The 18,057-nt window shown below is 67.8% G+C and carries 21 protein-coding genes; 9 read left to right on the top strand and 12 right to left on the bottom strand.

What is annotated here, in order from left to right:
* Nucleotides 1–27: 27 nt before the first annotated feature.
* On the bottom strand, nt 28–2,025 hold the full coding sequence (locus QX204_RS21415) for an APC family permease (protein WP_301901805.1): 1,998 nt from the start codon (nt 2,023–2,025) through the stop codon (nt 28–30).
* Nucleotides 2,026–2,196: 171 nt separating this feature from the next.
* Here QX204_RS21415 and QX204_RS21420 point away from each other — a divergent pair, with 171 nt between their 5' ends.
* Both QX204_RS21420 and QX204_RS21425 read left to right on the top strand, forming a co-directional pair.
* Nucleotides 2,197–2,862 (top strand): potassium channel family protein, encoded by a 666-nt coding sequence (locus tag QX204_RS21420; protein WP_194824370.1) that lies wholly within the window; start codon nt 2,197–2,199, stop codon nt 2,860–2,862.
* A gap of 4 nt (nt 2,863–2,866) precedes the next feature.
* Nucleotides 2,867–3,538 carry a potassium channel family protein gene (locus tag QX204_RS21425; RefSeq protein WP_301901808.1) on the top strand — a complete coding sequence of 224 codons (672 nt, stop codon included), beginning with the start codon at nt 2,867–2,869 and terminating at the stop codon, nt 3,536–3,538.
* A gap of 4 nt (nt 3,539–3,542) precedes the next feature.
* Here the strand turns inward: QX204_RS21425 and QX204_RS21430 are convergent, their stop codons facing one another.
* From QX204_RS21430 to QX204_RS21440, 3 genes are all read right to left on the bottom strand, one after another.
* The gene (locus tag QX204_RS21430; RefSeq protein WP_301901809.1) at nt 3,543–4,190 is read right to left on the bottom strand and encodes a sigma-70 family RNA polymerase sigma factor; all 648 of its coding nucleotides are present in this window, start codon (nt 4,188–4,190) and stop codon (nt 3,543–3,545) included.
* 124 nt (nt 4,191–4,314) lie between these two features.
* Nucleotides 4,315–5,061, bottom strand: a complete 747-nt coding sequence (locus QX204_RS21435; RefSeq protein ID WP_301901810.1) for a DUF3159 domain-containing protein — start codon at nt 5,059–5,061, stop codon at nt 4,315–4,317.
* A gap of 3 nt (nt 5,062–5,064) precedes the next feature.
* Nucleotides 5,065–5,472, bottom strand: a complete 408-nt coding sequence (locus tag QX204_RS21440; RefSeq protein ID WP_301901811.1) for an OB-fold nucleic acid binding domain-containing protein — start codon at nt 5,470–5,472, stop codon at nt 5,065–5,067.
* Nucleotides 5,473–5,546: 74 nt separating this feature from the next.
* Here QX204_RS21440 and QX204_RS21445 point away from each other — a divergent pair, with 74 nt between their 5' ends.
* Nucleotides 5,547–6,290 carry an alpha/beta fold hydrolase gene (locus QX204_RS21445; RefSeq protein ID WP_301901813.1) on the top strand — a complete coding sequence of 248 codons (744 nt, stop codon included), beginning with the start codon at nt 5,547–5,549 and terminating at the stop codon, nt 6,288–6,290.
* Nucleotides 6,291–6,414: 124 nt separating this feature from the next.
* Here QX204_RS21445 and QX204_RS21450 read toward each other — a convergent pair whose 3' ends face one another.
* Both QX204_RS21450 and dut read right to left on the bottom strand, forming a co-directional pair.
* The gene (locus QX204_RS21450; protein WP_301901815.1) at nt 6,415–7,320 is read right to left on the bottom strand and encodes a DUF3710 domain-containing protein; all 906 of its coding nucleotides are present in this window, start codon (nt 7,318–7,320) and stop codon (nt 6,415–6,417) included.
* A complete protein-coding gene (gene dut, locus QX204_RS21455) occupies nt 7,320–7,790 on the bottom strand; it encodes a dUTP diphosphatase (protein WP_301901816.1) in 471 nt (156 codons plus the stop codon). The genes QX204_RS21450 and dut overlap by 1 nt, the downstream gene beginning before the upstream one ends.
* A gap of 165 nt (nt 7,791–7,955) precedes the next feature.
* Here dut and QX204_RS21460 point away from each other — a divergent pair, with 165 nt between their 5' ends.
* Nucleotides 7,956–8,399 carry a DUF3093 domain-containing protein gene (locus QX204_RS21460; RefSeq protein ID WP_301908059.1) on the top strand — a complete coding sequence of 148 codons (444 nt, stop codon included), beginning with the start codon at nt 7,956–7,958 and terminating at the stop codon, nt 8,397–8,399.
* Nucleotides 8,400–8,483: 84 nt separating this feature from the next.
* Here the strand turns inward: QX204_RS21460 and QX204_RS21465 are convergent, their stop codons facing one another.
* Nucleotides 8,484–8,786 (bottom strand): DUF4193 domain-containing protein, encoded by a 303-nt coding sequence (locus QX204_RS21465; protein WP_056811237.1) that lies wholly within the window; start codon nt 8,784–8,786, stop codon nt 8,484–8,486.
* A 375-nt stretch (nt 8,787–9,161) separates the two neighbouring features.
* Here QX204_RS21465 and cei point away from each other — a divergent pair, with 375 nt between their 5' ends.
* Nucleotides 9,162–9,845: an envelope integrity protein Cei gene (gene cei, locus QX204_RS21470; protein WP_301901821.1), complete on the top strand. Its 684-nt coding sequence runs from the start codon at nt 9,162–9,164 to the stop codon at nt 9,843–9,845.
* A gap of 31 nt (nt 9,846–9,876) precedes the next feature.
* Here cei and QX204_RS21475 read toward each other — a convergent pair whose 3' ends face one another.
* Nucleotides 9,877–10,776: an inositol monophosphatase family protein gene (locus tag QX204_RS21475; RefSeq protein WP_301901823.1), complete on the bottom strand. Its 900-nt coding sequence runs from the start codon at nt 10,774–10,776 to the stop codon at nt 9,877–9,879.
* A gap of 108 nt (nt 10,777–10,884) precedes the next feature.
* On the opposite strand from QX204_RS21475, the gene ppgK reads away from it, so the two are divergent.
* The 3 genes from ppgK (at nt 10,885) to QX204_RS21490 (ending at nt 14,422) form a co-directional block, all read left to right on the top strand.
* Nucleotides 10,885–11,643, top strand: a complete 759-nt coding sequence (gene ppgK, locus QX204_RS21480; protein ID WP_301901825.1) for a polyphosphate--glucose phosphotransferase — start codon at nt 10,885–10,887, stop codon at nt 11,641–11,643.
* A gap of 246 nt (nt 11,644–11,889) precedes the next feature.
* Nucleotides 11,890–13,263, top strand: coding sequence for an RNA polymerase sigma factor (locus QX204_RS21485; protein ID WP_301901827.1), 1,374 nt, complete (start codon nt 11,890–11,892; stop codon nt 13,261–13,263).
* Nucleotides 13,264–13,513: 250 nt separating this feature from the next.
* Nucleotides 13,514–14,422: an MHYT domain-containing protein gene (locus tag QX204_RS21490; RefSeq protein WP_301901829.1), complete on the top strand. Its 909-nt coding sequence runs from the start codon at nt 13,514–13,516 to the stop codon at nt 14,420–14,422.
* On the opposite strand, the gene QX204_RS21495 is transcribed toward QX204_RS21490, so the two are convergent.
* The 3 genes from QX204_RS21495 to QX204_RS21505 are packed head-to-tail and all read right to left on the bottom strand — an operon-like array spanning nt 14,423 to nt 16,499.
* Nucleotides 14,423–15,601 carry a cation:proton antiporter gene (locus QX204_RS21495; protein WP_301901830.1) on the bottom strand — a complete coding sequence of 393 codons (1,179 nt, stop codon included), beginning with the start codon at nt 15,599–15,601 and terminating at the stop codon, nt 14,423–14,425.
* 6 nt (nt 15,602–15,607) lie between these two features.
* Nucleotides 15,608–16,090, bottom strand: a complete 483-nt coding sequence (locus QX204_RS21500) for a cation:proton antiporter regulatory subunit (protein WP_194824356.1) — start codon at nt 16,088–16,090, stop codon at nt 15,608–15,610.
* A gap of 37 nt (nt 16,091–16,127) precedes the next feature.
* Nucleotides 16,128–16,499 (bottom strand): DUF952 domain-containing protein, encoded by a 372-nt coding sequence (locus QX204_RS21505; protein ID WP_301901831.1) that lies wholly within the window; start codon nt 16,497–16,499, stop codon nt 16,128–16,130.
* A 402-nt stretch (nt 16,500–16,901) separates the two neighbouring features.
* Here QX204_RS21505 and QX204_RS21510 point away from each other — a divergent pair, with 402 nt between their 5' ends.
* Complete coding sequence (locus tag QX204_RS21510; protein WP_056811260.1) at nt 16,902–17,096, top strand: DUF7455 domain-containing protein; 195 nt, start codon at nt 16,902–16,904, stop codon at nt 17,094–17,096.
* Nucleotides 17,097–17,183: 87 nt separating this feature from the next.
* On the opposite strand, the gene QX204_RS21515 is transcribed toward QX204_RS21510, so the two are convergent.
* Nucleotides 17,184–17,939 (bottom strand): TetR/AcrR family transcriptional regulator, encoded by a 756-nt coding sequence (locus tag QX204_RS21515; RefSeq protein WP_301901834.1) that lies wholly within the window; start codon nt 17,937–17,939, stop codon nt 17,184–17,186.
* Between the last annotated feature and the right edge of the window lie 118 nt (nt 17,940–18,057).

The raw sequence follows: 18,057 nt of genomic DNA on the forward strand, positions 1-18,057 counted from the left end.
CACTCTCACCCTCGACCGGCGCGCCGCTCATTCGCGACGTCCTGGTCGTTCGAAACCTCGACGCACCGAACCCGGTGCGTTCACTTCGCCTGCCTGCTTGGCCCTGGTGGAGGAACTGAGCTGCCACGGCACGCTCGTCACCATCACACCCGGCTCGAACAGCAATCTGCCCTTCAATCGCAGCGCGGACTGGTTGTGCAGTACCTGCTCCCACCAGTGTCCGACCACATACTCGGGGATGAACACGGTGACCACGTCGCGCGGTGCGTTCTTGCGCACCCGCTTGACGTACTCGAGCACCGGCTTGGTGATCTCGCGGTAGGGCGATTCGATCACCTTCAGCGGCACGTTGATCTCGCTGTTCTCCCACTCACGCACGAGTTTGCGGGTGTCGGCGTCGTCGACGTTGACCGTCACCGCTTCGAGGGTGTCAGGTCGGGTCGCGCGGGCGTAGGCCAGTGCGCGTCGCGTCGGCAGGTGCAGTTTGGAGACCAATACGAGGGAGTGGGTACGGCTGGGCAGCACCCCGTCCCAGTCGGATTCGTCGAGTTCGCGCGAGACGGAGTCGTAGTGGCGGCGGATCAGCTTCATCACGATGAAGATCGCCACCATCACGATGATCGCGATCCAGGCGCCTGCGAAGAACTTGGTGACCAGCACGATCACCAGCACCGCGCCCGTGGCGGTCAAACCGATCGCGTTGATCACCCGGGAACGCTTCATCTGCCTGCGCTGCGCCGGGTCGGTCTCGGTGCGCAGCAGGCGCGTCCAGTGCCGCAGCATGCCGGTCTGGCTCAGTACGAACGAGACGAACACGCCCACGATGTAGAGCTGGATGAGCTTGGTCACCTCGGCGCCGAAAACCACCACGAACGCGATCGCCGCACCCGAGAGGAAGAGGATGCCGTTGGAGAAGGCGAGCCGGTCGCCGCGGGTGTGCAGCTGGCGGGGCAGATAGCGATCCTGGGCCAGGATCGAGCCGAGAACGGGGAAACCGTTGAACGCGGTGTTGGCGGCCAGTACGAGGATCAGCGCGGTGACGATGGTGATGAAGAAGAAGCCGATCGGGAAGCCGTGGAACACCGCCTCGGCGATCTGCGCGATCAGCGTCTTCTGGTGGTAATCGGCGGGCGCGCCGACCAGGTGCGACGGATCGTGGGCGTAGACGACCTTGATCTTCTGGGCCAGGATGATGATGCCCATCAGCAGCACGATCGCGATGGAACCCAGCAGCAGCAGGGTGGTCGCGGCATTGCGCGACTTGGGTTTACGGAACGCGGGCACACCGTTGCTGATGGCCTCGACACCGGTGAGCGCCGCACAGCCGGAGGAGAAGGCGCGCGCGATCAGGAAGGCGAAGGCCAAGCCGTAGAGGTGCTCGTCTTCGGCGTTGAGCCCGAACCCGGCGGACTCGGCCTGGATGTCGTCGCCGAGCACGTAGGTACGGAACAGGCCCCAGGCGAGCATCACGACCATGCCGACGATGAACGCGTAGGTCGGAATCGCGAAGGCGGTGCCGGATTCGCGAATGCCACGCAGGTTGATCGCGGTGAGGATCGCGATCGCCACCACCGCGAACAGCACCTTGTGGGTGGCGACGAACGGGATGGCCGAGCCGATATTGGACGCGGCAGACGAAATCGACACCGCCACGGTGAGCACGTAGTCGACCAGCAGCGCGCTGCCGACCGTCAGACCGGCGTTGGGTCCGATGTTCTTGGTCGCGACCTCGTAGTCGCCACCGCCGGACGGGTAGGCGTGCACGTTCTGCCGGTAGCTGGCCACCACCACCGCCATCACCAACGCGACAGCGAGCCCGACCCACGGCGCGTACACATACGCCGAGATGCCCGCCGCCGAGAGCACCAGGAAGATTTCCTCCGGGGCATAGGCGACCGACGACATCGCATCGGAGGCGAAGACCGGAAGAGCGATACGCTTGGGCAACAACGTGTGGCCGAGCGAATCGCTACGGAACGGCCTGCCCAGCAGCACGCGCTTGGCTGCCGTCGTCAACTTGGACACCGGGCTGAGCATAGAGGAGTTCACCAGCGCCTTCGCGCGCACGTTCATCGGCGTCACGGCGATGTCTGGATTGTTTGCCCCGCGTCGGCGCGGGGAAAATGGGCGATGGGAGCATCCGGCGGGTACGGTCCTTGCCGGACGCCACGGGTAGGCCAGGAACGAGGGTGCACGGTGTACGTAGTGATCATGGGTTGCGGGCGTGTCGGCTCGTCACTGGCGCGTGCGCTGACCCGGGTGGGTCACGAGGTCACGGTCATCGACCGCGATCCCACCGCCTTCCGCCGCCTCGGTGAGGGCTTCACCGGACAGCAGGTGATCGGCGTCGGCTTCGACCGTGAGGTACTGACCCGCGCGGGGATCGAGCGCGCCGACGCGTTCGCCGCGGTGAGCTCCGGCGACAACTCCAACATCATCTCGGCCAGAGTGGCCAGGGAGATGTTCGGCGTCGAACGTGTCGTGGCCCGCATCTACGACGCCAAGCGCGCCGAGGTGTACGAACGGCTCGGCATCCCGACCATCGCGACCGTGCCGTGGACCACCGACCGATTCCTGCGCACCCTCATCGGCGACAACTCGACCACCACCTGGCGCGACCCCACCGGCGCGGTCGCGGTGACCCAGCTGACCCTGCACGAGGACTGGTCCGGTCGCACCGTGCGCGATCTCGAACGCGACCTGCAGGTGCGGGTGGCGTTCATCCTGCGCTTCGGTCAGGGCCTGCTTCCCGAATCCAAGACGATCGTCCAGGCCGACGACGTCGTCTACGTAGCGGCCACGTCCGGCACTGTCGGCGAGGCGATCGCCCTGGCCGCCAAGGCCCCCGTGAGCGAGGACTGAACACATGAAGGTCGCCATCGCCGGAGCGGGCGCGGTCGGGCGCTCGATCGCCAGGGAACTACTACGCGGCGGACACCGCGTGATGCTGCTCGAACGCCAGCTCGACCACATCGACCCGGCTGCCATCCCCGACGCCGTCTGGGTCCACGCCGACGCCTGTGAGCTGTCGCTGCTGGAGAACGCCGATCTCGAGACCTACGAGGTGGTGATCGCGGCCACCGGCGACGACAAGGCGAACCTCGTGCACGCCCTGCTCGCCAAGACCGAGTTCGGGGTGCGCCGAGTGGTGGCGCGGGTCAACGATCCGCGCAACGAATGGCTGTTCGACGAGTCGTGGGGCGTCGACGTGGCGGTGTCGACGCCGCGGCTGCTCGCCTCGCTCGTCGAGGAGGCCGTGTCGGTGGGTGATCTGGTCCGGCTGATGACGTTGCGGCAGGGGCAGGCCAACCTGGTGGAGATCACCCTGCCCGCCGACACCCAGCTGGCCGGGAAGCCGGTGCGAACATTGAAGATGCCGCGCGATACCGCGCTGGTGACGATCCTGCGCGGTGGCCGGGTGATCGTGCCGCAGCCCGACGATCCGTTCGAGGGCGACGACGAACTGCTGTTCGTCACCTCGGTGGAAGCCGAAGAGGATCTGCGGCTGACCCTGGCGACCCACGGCGTGAAACCCTGAGTCCTTACGCCACTTTCAGTTCCGCGCGCAGCTTGTTGAGCGCGCGGTGCTGCATCACCCGGACGACCCCGGGGCTGGTGCCGATGGCCTCGGCGGTCTGAGCCGCGCTCCAGCCGAGCACGATGCGCATGTGCAGCACCTCGCGGTGATTCGGCGCGAGCACCTTCATCAGTTCATGGGTGGCGGCACGGCGCTCGAACGCCAGTACCCAGTCCTCCGGACCCGCGGAGGCACTCGCGGTGTCGGGGAGTTCGGCCGTCGGGAAGGCGGTGTGCTTGCCGCGACGGAAGGCGTCGGAGACCTTGTTGGCGGCGATGCCGTAGACGAAGGCCAGAAACGACTTGCCCTGATCGCGGTAGCGCGGAATGGCCGTGACGGTGGCGATGAGGACTTCCTGGGTGACATCGTCGGCGGTGACGGTGAGATGGCCGGTGGAGCCCATCCGGGCCGAGCAGTAGCGGCGGACCAGCGGGTGCACCAGGCGCAGGATCTCCGCGACGGCGTCGCGGTCACCGCGGGCGGCCGGGCCGATCAGCGCGTCGAGTTCGGCGCCGATGCGCTTGCTCTCCGACAGAACCGGCGCGGGGGTCTTGGTGGCGTCGCGGCGGGCGGTGGTGGCCGGTCGCTCATTTCGGTGCTCGGTTGCCATCATGGTCGCCGGTCCTCTCACGATCATCGCGTATTTTCGGTACGCATTGATCGTGCGACGAACGGCCGGTCGCAACCAGATACCCCAGGGTGGGTACTTCCCCACCTCCGGCGGCGCGCTACCCACCCTATGCGCGCACGGATTCCGTTCCGGCCCCGGACTTGTCGGCTTTCTCGGCGGGCAGGTGCCCCGCGCGGCGCACCGCCCAGACGGTGACGATCAGAGCCACCGCGGTGAGCGGCCAGCCCATCCCGATCCGCGCCACGGCCAGCCAGGTGGTGTGGTCGGTGTCGTAGAGCTGCGACTGCACCAGGTAGCGGGCACCGAACACGACCACCCACACGACGGTGGCCAGGTCGTAGAGCTTGCGGATCCGCTTGTCGGTACGCCAGTGGTGACCGTGGCCGTTGAGCGCGCCCCAGATCACCCCGACCAGTGGTCGGCGCAGCAGGATCGACACCGCGAACACGCCCGCGTACACCAGGCTGGTGTAGATGCCGAACAGGAAGAAGCCCTTGGCCTCCCCCACCCGCTGGGCGATGAGCGCGCACAGACCGACGCCGAGGAAGCCGGACACGGCGGGCTGGATGGGGCTGCGCTGCACCAGCCGCCAGACGAGGATGGCGGCGGCGACGCCGAGTGCGGCCCAGATGGCCACGGTGAGGCCCGCGAAGGTGTTCACCGGGACGAAGACCAGAACGGGGAGGGTGGAATAGATCAGGCCGCTGAAACCGCCGAGCTGCTCGAGCAAGGTCTGTTCGGCCTTGTCGACCTCGGTGTCGATCTCCGGGTCCACCGTGTCATCGGTGACCACGGGCAACGCCACGGTGGCTTCGGGGTCCGCGGCAGTGCGGTACTCGTCGCTGGAGGGCATACGTCAGCTGTTCCCGCGCAATTCGTAGTAGGGGTTGAAGATCACTTTGTGGCCGTCGCGGTCGCCGACGCGGCCACGGACCAGAATGCGCCTGCCCGGTTCGATCCCGGGAATGCGCCTGCGCCCGATCCACACCAGGGTGATGGCGTCGGTGCCGTCGAAGAACTCGGCCTGCACGGTGGCACCCGCGGCCTTCGGACACGCCTCGACACTGCGGAGCCTGCCCAGAATCGTCGCCTCTTCACCACGACAGCAGTCCTTGGCCCGCCGGGCACCGGAGGCTTCTACCGTCTCGGCCAGTTCCTCGGCGTCGAGCTGATCGATATCGGCGGTGAGACGACGACCGAGTCGACGAAAATATCCCGAGTCCGGACCCGATCCCGACTTGTGTCCGCCCGTGGATGACGACATGTCACGCTTCTCCCGCTAGTTGGCCGTACACCGCCACTGTAGATGGGCAAACGCCCGGCCGCTACGCTCGGTCGGTGTTGCGCACCCCACCCCAGGTCACCGTGGTCGCCCTGCCCGGGACCGGCTCCGACGCCGATTTCGCGGCCCGCGCGTTCGGGCCTGCCGCCCATGCGCGCGGACTCGCCTTCCACGCCGTCGAACCGGACCCGCAGGCCGTGATCGGGAGTTGTACCGCGGCTTTGGACGCTGCCGCGGCGCGCGGTCCGGTCCTGGCCGCGGGCATCTCCCTCGGCGCCGCGATCGCGCTCGACTGGGCAGCCGAGCACCCGAACGCGGTAGTCGGTGTCATCACAGCATTACCCGCCTGGACGGGTGCCGAAACCGCCACGTGCCCCGCCGCTTTGAGCGCATCGGTTACCGCCGAGCAACTGCGAGCCGACGGCCTGGAGGCGGTGATCGAGCGGATGCGGGCGTCGAGTCCGCCTTGGCTGGCCGACGCGTTGACCCAGTCGTGGCGCGGGCAGTGGCCGCATCTGCCCGCCGCGCTGGACGAGGCCGCGGGGTACGCGTGGCCGTCCCTGGAGCAGTTGGCCGCCACTGATGTGCCGGTCGCGGTGGTCGGCGCGACCGACGACCCGGTCCACCCCATCGCGGTCGCGGAGGAATGGGCGACAGCCTTGCCGTCGTGCCGACTGCACAGAGTGACGCTCACCGAGCTGGGCGCCGACCCGGCAATACTCGGACACGCCGGATTCGCAGAATTGAGCACGTTGCTCCCAGCGACGCACGGGCAACGAAAATCCTTGCAGGACAACTGATTTCGCGAACACAGGGGTAACTCGCCGGGTACCCCCGACACAAGACCCACCACGGACGTCGGCCCGGCAGCCGACTGCACCGCCTCCCCACGACCGCAAAAGTCGCGGAGAGGCGGACGAGAACCTAGTTCAGGCCCAGTTGCTGCATGGCCGAACCATCGGCGCCACGACGTGGCTCGTCGGGCAGTTTCGGCGGGAGGGCCGACGGGGGCGGGGCGGCGGCCGCGGCGGCCTGGGCCTCCAGCGCCTCCTGCTGGGCCTGGATCTGCTGCTGGTGGGCGGCGGCCAGCTGTTCGGCCAGTTCCTGGGGCAGGACCACCGGGAGCGGGTCGCGCACGGGGAGCGGGTCGGTGCCGCGGCGGACCACGGCGTCGGCCAGGACCGCGCGGGCGGCGGTGATCAGCGGGCTGCGGTCGTCGACGGCGCCCTTGGGACCGGCGGCGACGAGGCGGATCATCCAGCGCGGGCCGTCGACGCCGATGAAGCGCAGGTCGGCCCCCTCGGTGATCGCCTTGACCTCGCGGCCCCACGGGCCCTTCTCGACGGCCACGCTCGCGCCGTCACCACGCAGCGACTCGGCCAGATCCGCGGCGACCGTGCGCCACTGGCCCGCCGACTTCGGCGCGGCATAGGCGGCGACCGTGAGCCTGCCGTGCTCGGTGGCCAGGTGCACCGCCTGCGGGGTGCCGTCGGGGCTCATCTCCACCTGCAACTGCCCGCCCTGGGGCACCGGAATCAGCACCGAGCCCAGGTCGAGGCGCCGCGAGATCGCTTCGTCGGAGACCTCGCTGATGTCGTAGGGGCCGGCGGCGGCATCGGGGGCGTGGTCGAAATTGCCGTAGATGCGCTCGTCGGTCGGCGCGTCGTCGAAGTCGAGGCGCGCGAAGTCGGGGCGCTGGAACTCGTCGGTGTCGTACTCGTCGGAGTCGGCGTCGAGGTCGTAGTCCGCCTCGTCGTACTCGACGTCGTCGTATTCGACGTAGTCGGCCTCGTCGTCGCGTGCCCGCTTCTTCTTTCCGAACAGACCCATCACGCCTCCTTGTCGGCCAGGCTGGCATGCCCGCCGCTCGACCCGTATCCGCCGGTGCCGCGGGCGGTGACGTCGAGATCGTCGACCTCGGCGAAATCGACCAACTCGACCCGCTGCACCAGCAACTGCGCGATGCGGTCACCGCGACGCAGCTCGATGGCGGTACGTGGGTCGTGATTGATCAGGCACACCTTGATCTCACCGCGATAGCCCGCGTCGACCGTGCCGGGCGTGTTGACCACCGACAGACCGGCCTTCGCGGCCAAGCCGGAACGGGGGTGGATCAAGCCGACGGTGCCCACCGGCAACGCGATCGCGATCCCGGTGCCGACCAGCACCCGCTCGCCCGGTTCGATGATCACATCCTCGGTGGTACAGAGGTCGACGCCCGCGTCACCCGGATGGGCACGCGTCGGCACAGGGATGCCGGGATCGAGCCGCCGCAGCGGAATCGGTGCAAGTGCGTTCACATCGGTCGAGACTACGCGGTCGAGGCCGGACCTTCTCGTCGCAGCCCTGGTGCGGTGACCTAGTGTTGAGGGGTGCCCGACCAGCCCCATTCCCCGACGACCGCGACCACAGACACCGACCACCGCGCGCCGAGCGCGCAGGGTCCGTCGTCCTACTCCGAGCGCCTGTGGGTGCCGCTGTGGTGGTGGCCGATCGGCTTCGCGATCGCGGGCCTGCTCGCGGCCGAGATCCACATGGGCGCGCCGGGGCTGCGGGCCTGGCTGCCGTATGCGTTGCTGGCGCCGGTCCCGGTCTGGATTCTGTTGTGGATGAGCAGGCATCGCCTGGATGTCACCGTGGCCGACGATGGTACGGCGGAATTGCGCGTCGACCGCGCTCACCTACCGGTGAGCTTCGTCGCGCGCGCCGCGGCCGTCGCGCCGACAGCCAAGAGTGCGGCGCTGGGTCGACAACTCGACCCCGCCGCCTATGTGCAGCATCGGGCCTGGATCGGTCCGATGGCATTGCTGGTTCTGAACGACCCGGACGACCCGACGCCGTACTGGTTGGTCAGTACGCGGAGGCCGGACCGGGTCTTGACCGCGCTCGGACTCCCGAGCGCGGGCTGACCCTTCCTCGCTGATCCCGTCTGGATCAGTAGTACGCAGTCCGTGCGGATCAACTGTCCACACGGTGATGCGCACTGCCTGCTTCTAGAGCGCGCAGTCCATGCAGATGAGCTGTCCACCCTTCTCCGTGGCCAGTCGGCTGCGGTGATGCACGAGGAAACAGCTCGAGCAGGTGAACTCGTCCGCCTGCTTCGGGACCACCCGAACGCTGAGTACCTCGTCGGACAAGTCCGCGCCGGGAAGCTCGAACGATTCCGCTGTATCGGATTCGTCGATGTCCACGACGGCGGACTGCGCCTCGTTGCGGCGGGCCTTCAGCTCCTCGAGCGAATCCTCCGACACCTCGTCGGATTCGGTGCGCCGCGGTGCGTCATAGTCGGTTGCCATGTCGTCTTCCCCTCAGTCCTTACTCCGTATATCCCGGATCAGTCGATTGCCGTAACCCCGCAGGGGTCCGGCGTTCGTACCGCCCCGCCGGTGGTGCACCTCACACGTGCACCGGTCGTCTATCAGGTTCGACCAGCTAGCGATCTACTCCGACAGCGTTCGGTAAACGCAGGACATGCCCTTGTTGTTCCCGCGACCGACCACCGTTTCACCGGTAAATATTCGATCTGGGCGGGCAGACAATAGCGGACCATCGGGCGAAAGTCGCAATCAAACCCCCGCCGAGCCGAAACCGACGACGAATCGTCACCTGCCGGGAAACTCGCCGAGACCTCCCCGACTCGCGCACCGCCGCGGGACTCGTAGAGTGAGCGCGTGGTTTCACTGATCACCGAAGGCAGCGCGACTGATCGCGACGGCAAACCCTTTCCGCGGCGGCGGCCCGAGCTCTGGCTCGCGCTCGTCCTCGTGCTGGCTCTGGTGAGCCTGTTCGTCTGGATTACGGCGTTCCGTACCCGTGACGACAGCAACGAACCGATGGCGTGCAACGCGCCGAGCACGCCGACCGCCACCAACGCCCCGCAGCCCGCGGCACTGGGCTCACGCGTGGGCCCGACGCGGCTGGAGGCGGTCGATCCGGCGGCGCTGTCGGAGTCGAAAGTGCGGGTGTTCAACGCCAACGGCAAGAGCGGACAGGCCGGTCACATCGCCTCGGCTCTCGGCGACCTCGGGTTCGCCGGCGCGCCGGGGACACGGGTCGGTAACGATCCGGTCTATGTCAACGGGGACCTCACCTGCACCGGGCAGATCCGGTTCGGCGTGAACGGCCGACCGGCCGCCGCCTCGGTGCAGCTCGTCGCTCCGTGCGCCGAGCTGATCGAGGACCCGCGCACCGACGACACCGTCGATCTGGTCCTCGGCCAGGCTTTCGGCGAGTCGTTGCGCCCCGGCGCCGACGCCGAGGCCGTGCTCCGGTCGCTGAAGAACCTCGCCCCCGGCGCGAGCTCGTCATCGATCGACTCCGTACTCCTCGACGCGGCGCGCGACGTCAAGTGCTGAGCTGAATCCTCGGCGGCCCCGCCGCTTGACGTCAGTCCGGCAGGGCGGTCGGGGCGCCGACGCGGTCGAGTAGGTCATTGAGGTCCTCGGCGATGCCGGGGGCGGCCACGACCGTCAGTTCGCCCTCGGCACCGCCGACGGTGACCGGGGGGACGCGGACGACAGCGCCGGCTTCGGCGGCGATGAGGGCGCCCGCGGCCCAGTCCCAGGCATTGAGGCCGTGCTCGTAATAGGCCTCGAGTCGACCCGCGGCGACATGGCACAGGTCCATCGCGGCGGCGCCGAGGCGGCGGATGTCGCGAATCCGCGGCAGGATCTCGGTGAGCAGCTGCGCCTGCCGGGCACGACGCACGCTGCCGTAGGCGAAGCCGGTGGCTACAAGGGCCACCGAAAGCGAATCCTCGCTACTGCAGCGCAGTGTCACCCGGGTGCCGTCCGGGCGCACAGCGTGCGATCCAGCGCCCAATGCGGCGCTGTAGGTGGTCGCGGCGGCCACGTCGACCACGGCGCCCGCCACGGGCTGGCCGTCGACCACCGCACCCACCGACACGGCGTAGCCGGGCAGCCCGTAGAGGAAGTTCACGGTGCCGTCGATCGGGTCGACGACCCAGGTGACTGTGCCCGGCGCGGTGGCGCCGACATCGCCGCCGCCCTCCTCCCCCAGAATCGCGTCGTCGGGTCTGCGCTCGGCGAGCAGCCCACGGATCAGCTGTTCGGATTCGGTGTCGACGACGGTGACCGGATCAGTGACGTGCCCCTTGGTGGCCACCGCGCCCGCCACGGGTCCGCCGTCGGCGAACACCTCGGGCCTGCGGGCGCGCACATGCGCGGCGGCCGTTTCGGCGAGCTCGACGGCGAGGCGCCGCAACTGCTCGTAGTCGGCGGATGTGATGGGGGCGGTAGAGGTCTCGGGCTCGGTGTGTTCGGGCACGTCTCCATCGCATCACATGTCGTGGCGTCTCGCGCGAGGGGTGACTACCGCTACTCTGCTTGCTGGTGTCTGTCAGGCACATCGACCGCGTCAGCAAGGGGTTGAACCATGTCCACTCGGGGGCACGCATTCGGGATCGATATCGGCGGCAGTGGAGTGAAGGGCGCCGAGGTCGATCTGGCCACCGGCCTGCTCGTCCATGACCGCATCAAGATCGCGACACCGCAGCCGTCAACGCCCGAAGCCGTCGCCGCGGCGGTCGCCGAACTGGTGGCCCGGACGGGGTGGGCGGGTCCGGTCGGCATCACCATGCCGTGCGTGGTGCTCGACGGCCACGCCAGAACCGCGGCCAACATCGACCAGGCTTGGATCGGCACCGACGCCCGCGCGCTGTTCGCCGAGGCACTGGGTGGGCGAGCCGTCACCGTGCTCAACGACGCCGACGCCGCAGGCCTGGCCGAGGACTCCTACGGCACCGCGCGCGACCTCGACGGGCTGACCCTGCTGCTCACCTTCGGCACCGGCATCGGCTCCGCGCTGCTCTACAACGGCGTGCTGGTACCCAACTCCGAACTCGGCCATCTCAAGATCGAGGGCGTCGACGCCGAGGATCTGGCCGCCGCCTCGGTCAAGGACAACGAGGACCTCACCTACCCCGAGTGGGCGCAGCGGGTGAGTCGCGTGTTGCGGCACATCGAGGATCTGTTCTGGCCGAAGGTGATCGTGGCGGGCGGCGGCATCAGCCGTGATCACGAGCAGTGGATCCCCTTGCTCACCAACCGAACTCCCGTGATTCCGGCCGTGTTGAAGAACACGGCGGGTATCGTCGGCGCGGCGATGGCCATCGATGCGGGCATCGCGCCGTAGCCCGGCGCGGCCTGCGACGCAACGCCTGGATGGCATCGTGCCATGAGTACCCTGGTTGGATCGTTACAATGGAACACGTCCGGCGGTGAGCCGGTGAAACCTTCCGGCCGCGGCCGGTCGCGAGAAGGTCGGTGAACGAGCGCCGACTTCACCCGGCCGACGCATCGCCGGTGCAACCCGACCGACCGCTCCGCCGGAAAACCACTCTGGCGTGACGCCGCACGAGACCGTCACGAAAGGGCGTACGTGGTAGCCACGAATACCCGTCAGACCGCCGACTCGGCCTCCGACGCCGATGCCGACGACGCCGCAACCCCGGCCAAGAAGGCGCCGGCCAAGAAAGCCGCCGCCAAAAAGGCGCCGGCCAAGAAGGCTGTAGCCAAGAAGGCGCCGGCGAAGAAGGCTGCCGCCAAGAAGGCTCCGGCCAAGAAAACCGCCGCGAAGAAGGCGACCTCGGGCGAGGGCGGTGAAGAGCAGCTCGACGACGAGTCGGTCGACGTCGACGATCTCGGTGATCTCGAAGTCGCCGAGGACGAACTCGTCGGCGAGGAGGTCGTCGTCGAAGACGTCGCCGAGGACACCGCCGAGGTCGCCGAGACCGCGGAGCCGTCCGAGAAGGACAAGGCTTCCGGCGATTTCGTCTGGGACGAGGAGGAGTCCGAAGCGCTGCGTCAAGCACGCAAGGACGCCGAACTCACCGCTTCCGCCGACTCGGTACGCGCCTACCTCAAGCAGATCGGCAAGGTCGCGCTGCTCAACGCGGAAGAGGAGGTCGAACTCGCCAAGCGGATCGAGGCCGGCCTGTTCGCCGCGGAGAAGATGCGCGAGTTCGCCGAGGCGGGCGAGAAGCTCTCGGTGACGACGCGCCGCGACTTCAACTGGATCGTGCGCGACGGCAACCGCGCGAAGAACCACCTGCTCGAGGCCAACCTGCGACTGGTCGTCTCGCTGGCCAAGCGCTACACCGGCCGCGGCATGGCGTTCCTGGATCTCATCCAGGAAGGCAACCTGGGTCTGATCCGCGCGGTCGAGAAGTTCGACTACACCAAGGGTTACAAGTTCTCGACCTACGCGACGTGGTGGATCCGTCAGGCCATCACCCGCGCCATGGCCGATCAGGCCCGCACCATCCGTATTCCGGTGCACATGGTCGAAGTGATCAACAAGCTCGGCCGCATCCAGCGCGAGCTGCTCCAGGACCTGGGCCGTGAGCCCACGCCGGAGGAGCTCGCCAAGGAAATGGACATCACGCCGGAGAAGGTGCTGGAGATCCAGCAATACGCGCGTGAACCGATCTCGCTCGACCAGACCATCGGCGACGAGGGCGACAGCCAGCTCGGTGACTTCATCGAGGACTCCGAGGCGGTCGTCGCGGTCGACGCGGTGAGCTTCACCCTGCTGCAGGATCAGCTGCAGTCGGTGCTGGAGACGCTGTCCGAGCGCGAGGCGGGCGTGGTGCGGTTGCGCTTCGGCCTCACCGACGGTCAGCCGCGCACCCTCGACGAGATCGGTCAGGTCTACGGCGTCACGCGTGAGCGCATCCGCCAGATCGAGTCGAAGACGATGAGCAAGCTGCGCCACCCGAGCCGTTCGCAGGTTCTGCGCGACTACCTCGACTAGCAGCAGTTCTACGAAGAAAAGGCCCGCACCACCGATTCGGTGGTGCGGGCCTTTTCTTCGTTTCGCTAGCTACATTCCCAGCGGTCTGTTTTATCCAGAAGACCGACCGGTTAATCGTTTCGTGATCAACCCCACACTGATGGATTGCACTGCGGAGGACACGGATTGGCGATCTTCACCGTATGGTCACACTCAGCTTTTCGTTCTACCGCCTCAAGTCTGCGGTATCGGCATTGAGGGTTTTTCGCGCGTGCTCGACATTTATCACTTCAGCTACGGCTGGATCACCCCTGTTCTCGCCTACTTCATGTCCGTCACGGGCTGCCTGCTCGGGCTGCAATGCGCGGCCCGCGGTCGCAACGCCCCCGAGGGGCGGGCCGGCTGGCTCATCGGCGCCGCGATCGCGATCGGCGGAACCGGCATCTGGGTCATGCATTTCATCGCCATGCTCGGTTTCACCATCCGCGGCGCCGACATTCGCTACGACGTCCCGCTGACGCTGTTCAGCGCGCTCACCGCGATGGTGGTGGTCGGGATCGGGCTGTTCATGGTCAACAAGCCGCAGCCGACGCTGCGCTCGTTGCTCGCCGGCGGCACCATCACCGGCCTCGGCGTCGGGACCATGCACTACACCGGCATGTTCGCGATGAAATCCAGCGCGACCGTGCGATACGACCCGGCGATCGTGGCGCTGTCGATGCTGATCGCGGTCGTGGCTTCGGTCGTGGCGCTGTGGTTCACGTTGCGCGTCAAGGGTTTTCTCGCCACCGTGGGTGCGGCGCTGATCATGGGCGTGGCCGTGTGCGGCATGCACTACACCGGAATGGCGGCGATGCACGCGCACACCGATCACCAGGCCGCGCCGGGGTCCGGCGCCCATGCGATGCAACTGCTGGCTCCGCTGATCGGGGTGAGCAGCATCGTCACCATGCTCGTGTTGATCAGTGTGAGCCTCACCGAGATCGAGAACGAGGAAGCGCTGCCGCGCATGTGGCTCACCTCGCGGCACCGCCCGGGTCCGCGACCGGCCAAACCAGCCAAACCGGCCACACCCGCGGCACCGGTCGCGCAGTTCGCGCCGCCTGTCCAGCACGAGTACCGCACCGAGGAACTGAGTTACGACGGCGCGGGCGCGTGGCCACGCCGGGTCATCGACTGATCACTCGGTCGCGACACCCGAACGGCGCCGGACCGATTCGACCACCGGCTCGACGACCCGCGCCGCGATCGGCCCGAGAATCGCCATCAGCAGGACATAGGCCGAGGCCAGCGCGGCCAGTTTCGCGTCGGCCTTGCCGTAGGCGACCGCCAATCCGGCGATGACGATGGAGAATTCGCCGCGCGCCACCAGCGCCGCGCCTGCCCGCGCGCGACCCATCTGCCGGATTCCCTGCTTGCCCGCGGCCCACCAGCCGACCGCGATCTTGGTGCCGGTGGTCACCACCGCCAACGCGACCGCCCAGGCGAACACCGGCGGGATCGCGGCCGGGTCGATCGACAGGCCGAACGCCACGAAGAAGATGGCGGCGAACAGATCACGCAGCGGTTCGAGCAGTTTCACCGCCTCGTGCGCGGTGGAGCCCGAGATGGCGATGCCGAGCAGGAACGCGCCGACCGCGGCCGAGACATTGAGCGCCGAGGCCACACCGGCCACGAGCAGTGCGGCACCGAGCAGCTGCAGCAGGAACACTTCACGATCGGCGCTGTCGACCACCGCCGAGACCACCCGACCGAAACGCAGCGCGACCACGAGCACCACCGTGATCGTCGCCAGCGCGATCGCGAGGGAGATCAGTCCGCTCAGCAGGCTCAACCCCGCCAGCATCATGGTCAGGATCGGCAGGTACACCGCCATCGCGAGGTCCTCGAACACCAGGATCGACAGCACCACCGGGGTCTCGCGGTTACCGAGGCGGCCCAGATCGTCGAGCACCTTGGCCACGATTCCCGACGACGAGATGTAGGTGACCCCACCGAGCACGACGGCGCCGAGCGCGCCCCAGCCCAGGATCAGCGCCACCGCGACGCCGGGGAGCGCGTTGGCCACCAGGTCGAGCACTCCGGCCCCCCAGGAGCGCCGCAGACCGGTCATCAGCTCGGGTGCGGTGTACTCGAGCCCGAGCAGCAACAGCAGCAGCACGACGCCGATCTCGCTCGCCACGTGCCCGAACTCGGTGGCGGCTCCGAGGTCGATGAACCCGCCGCGACCGAACGCCAGTCCGCCGAGCAGGTACAGCGGAATCGGTGACATCCCGAACCGGCCCGCCACTCTCCCGCAGACCCCCAGCGCGAACAAGATCACGCCGAGCTCGAGCAGAGCCAAGGCCTGCGAGGTCACGGGCGCTCAGCCGTGCACGAGAATCTTCGCGGCCGCTTCCAGGCCGTCCGGGGTTCCGACGACCACGAGCAGATCACCCTCGGTGAAGGTGAAGTCCGGGCCGGGTGACGGGTGGAGCTGACCGGCGCGCATCACCGCGACGATCGAGGTCTTGGTGCGGGTGCGCATGCCGGTCTCGCCGAGGGTTCTTCCCGCGTAGGGTGATTCGTCGACGATGGCGAGTTGGCGGGTGGTGATGCCCGGCAGGTCGCGGTGGTCGTCGTTGAGTCTGGCGACCAGTTGCGGCGCGCCGAGCAGGTTCGCCAGCACCGACGCCTCGTCGGTGGACAGCGGCACCTGGGCGGCGATGGCGTCCGGGTCGTCGGGTTTGGACACGATCAGGTCGATGTCACCGTCGCGGTGGGCGACCACCCCGACGCGGCGCCCCGACCTGACTTCGAAATCCTTACGCACTCCGATGCCCGGTAGCGCTGTGACGTCGACGTTCACATCATCAACAGTAGACGCGCCGGGCCTCGATTGTGGTCTACGCCACTCCCTCCCGGCGCGGTGTGGTGAACACGCCGTCGGAGTCGGGCAGATACGACTGCGCGGCGAGCACCGCGGCGACGGGCAGCGGGGCATAGAGATGCGGGAACAGCATCGACGACGGGTCGCTGGGGACGCCCGGCTCCCACTTCACCTCACCGGTGAACGCCGAGGGGTCGAGCCACAGCACGACCATGTCGGCGCGCCCGGCGAAGAGTCGGTTGGCGGGCAGGTGGACCTGCTCCGGGGTGGACAGGTGCACGAAGCCCGCGTCGGCCAGCGACGGCGGCCTGCGTTCGCCTGCGTTACGAGCTTGTTCCCATTCTTGGGAAGAACACAGGTGAACAAGGGTGTGAGTGTCGGATGTCACGGGTAATCTCCGGGTAGACAACAAGTTCGGACGGTCAAGACCCTGTCACAACTCGATGGTTTTCGTCCCGGTTCGCTGGTTGCGCCCTGCGTAACGAGCAACACCGCAGCGAGCGACCTATCGGTGCGTCACAGGATCGAGGGGGAGGTGGCATCAGCGCTTCGCGGGTGATCGGTGGGTGCTCGAAACCGACGGTCGGTGGATGTTCGCTTTCAGCGAAACCGCAGGTCTGTTATCGAAAACACAAAGATTCACTTCCGGGAACAAAGCCTGAACCCCGAACGTCTGACAGAGTAGTCGTACCACTGCTGGGAAGTAGCGGATGCGAGCCGCGTGGAGTGACCACGAGGCCCACACCTAGGCGAACGGCCACGCAGAGCCGGGAGCCGGGACGGAGGAGTCATGCCAGGAACCCTGACCAGCACCCCACTGACCGCACTCGATCGTTGCGATCGTTGCGGGGCGGCTGCCCGAGTGCGTGCCGTGCTTCCCGCGGGTGGCGAGTTGCTCTTCTGCCAGCACCACGCGAATGAACACATGGACCGCTTGCGCGAACTCGAAGCCGTGATCAACACGGACGAAGCTCCCGCGATCTGACCACTCCTCGCGTCCGAAACAACAACATCTGACAACAGAAAACTCTCGACAGCGGGCGACCCGAACAGGGCGCCCGCTGTCGCTGTATCAGGCGTCGGAGAGCAGACCATCGACGAGGGTCGCCACCCCGTAGTCGAACGCACCGTCCGGGTCGGCGGGCGCCTGGTAGTGCTCGCCGACGGCGGTGCCGACCCGCCCGGCGAGGGGGAATTCGTCGGCGGGCATCACCCGAGCCAGCAAGGGGCCGTTGACCTCCCACCACTGCGCGTCGCTCAGGTGCGCGGCGGCTCCCGCGGCCGCGACGGCGAGGCGGGCATTGCCGGTGGCGAAGTCGGTGAGAACCGCGATCGCGCGGTCCATGGCCAGATCACCCAGGCCGATGCCGTCGATCGCCGCCAGTTGACGTTCGTAGCGACCCATCCTGCCCGGGCCGAGTACCTGGCGCCACGGGGACACTTCCAGGAGCCAGGGGTGCTCGATCAGTTCGGCCCTGATCTGGGTGGCGATGGCGATCATGCGGTCTCGGACCGGAAGGTCGGCCGAGATCGGGGCGTCCGCGGCGGCGACCGCGTCGACCATGAGCACGATCAGGGCATCCTTGCTGGGGACGTAGGTGTAGAGGCTCATCGCGCGCAGGCCGAGTTCGGCGGCGACCGCCCGGATCGTCAGCTTGTCGATACCGTCGCGGTCGGCCAGCGCGATGCCCGCCGAGACCACGTCGTCGACGGTGACGCCCGGTTTCGGGCCGCGCGCACCCGGCTTGGACGGCAGGGCGTGGCGCCACAGCAGTTCGAGGATCCGGGTGGCCTGTGCGATGGATTGCGCATCCTCGTCGGTGGGCACCAGCCCTCCTCTCGGGAACTAGTTCGGGCGTTCGGGAACAAACTCAGTACAGTGTACGTTGTTTGGTTGTTCGTGCTGCCCGATCAGAGGAGAACGTTCTGCCCGCCACTCAGGCCAC

Origin of the sequence: Nocardia sp. PE-7 (assembly GCF_030486425.1) — a bacterium.
In the GTDB taxonomy this organism is placed as follows: Bacteria; Actinomycetota; Actinomycetes; order Mycobacteriales; family Mycobacteriaceae; genus Nocardia; species Nocardia salmonicida_A.

Excerpts from the sequence above, each read along its gene's own strand:
- QX204_RS21465 (WP_056811237.1), bottom strand. The coding sequence starts at position 8,786 with ATGGCAACCGACTATGACGCACCGCGGCGCACCGAATCCGACGAGGTG.
- QX204_RS21510 (WP_056811260.1), top strand. The coding sequence starts at position 16,902 with ATGCCAGGAACCCTGACCAGCACCCCACTGACCGCACTCGATCGTTGC.
- QX204_RS21430 (WP_301901809.1), bottom strand. The coding sequence starts at position 4,190 with ATGATGGCAACCGAGCACCGAAATGAGCGACCGGCCACCACCGCCCGC.
- QX204_RS21425 (WP_301901808.1), top strand. The coding sequence starts at position 2,867 with ATGAAGGTCGCCATCGCCGGAGCGGGCGCGGTCGGGCGCTCGATCGCC.
- QX204_RS21450 (WP_301901815.1), bottom strand. The coding sequence starts at position 7,320 with ATGGGTCTGTTCGGAAAGAAGAAGCGGGCACGCGACGACGAGGCCGAC.
- QX204_RS21440 (WP_301901811.1), bottom strand. The coding sequence starts at position 5,472 with ATGTCGTCATCCACGGGCGGACACAAGTCGGGATCGGGTCCGGACTCG.
- QX204_RS21435 (WP_301901810.1), bottom strand. The coding sequence starts at position 5,061 with ATGCCCTCCAGCGACGAGTACCGCACTGCCGCGGACCCCGAAGCCACC.
- ppgK (WP_301901825.1), top strand. The coding sequence starts at position 10,885 with ATGTCCACTCGGGGGCACGCATTCGGGATCGATATCGGCGGCAGTGGA.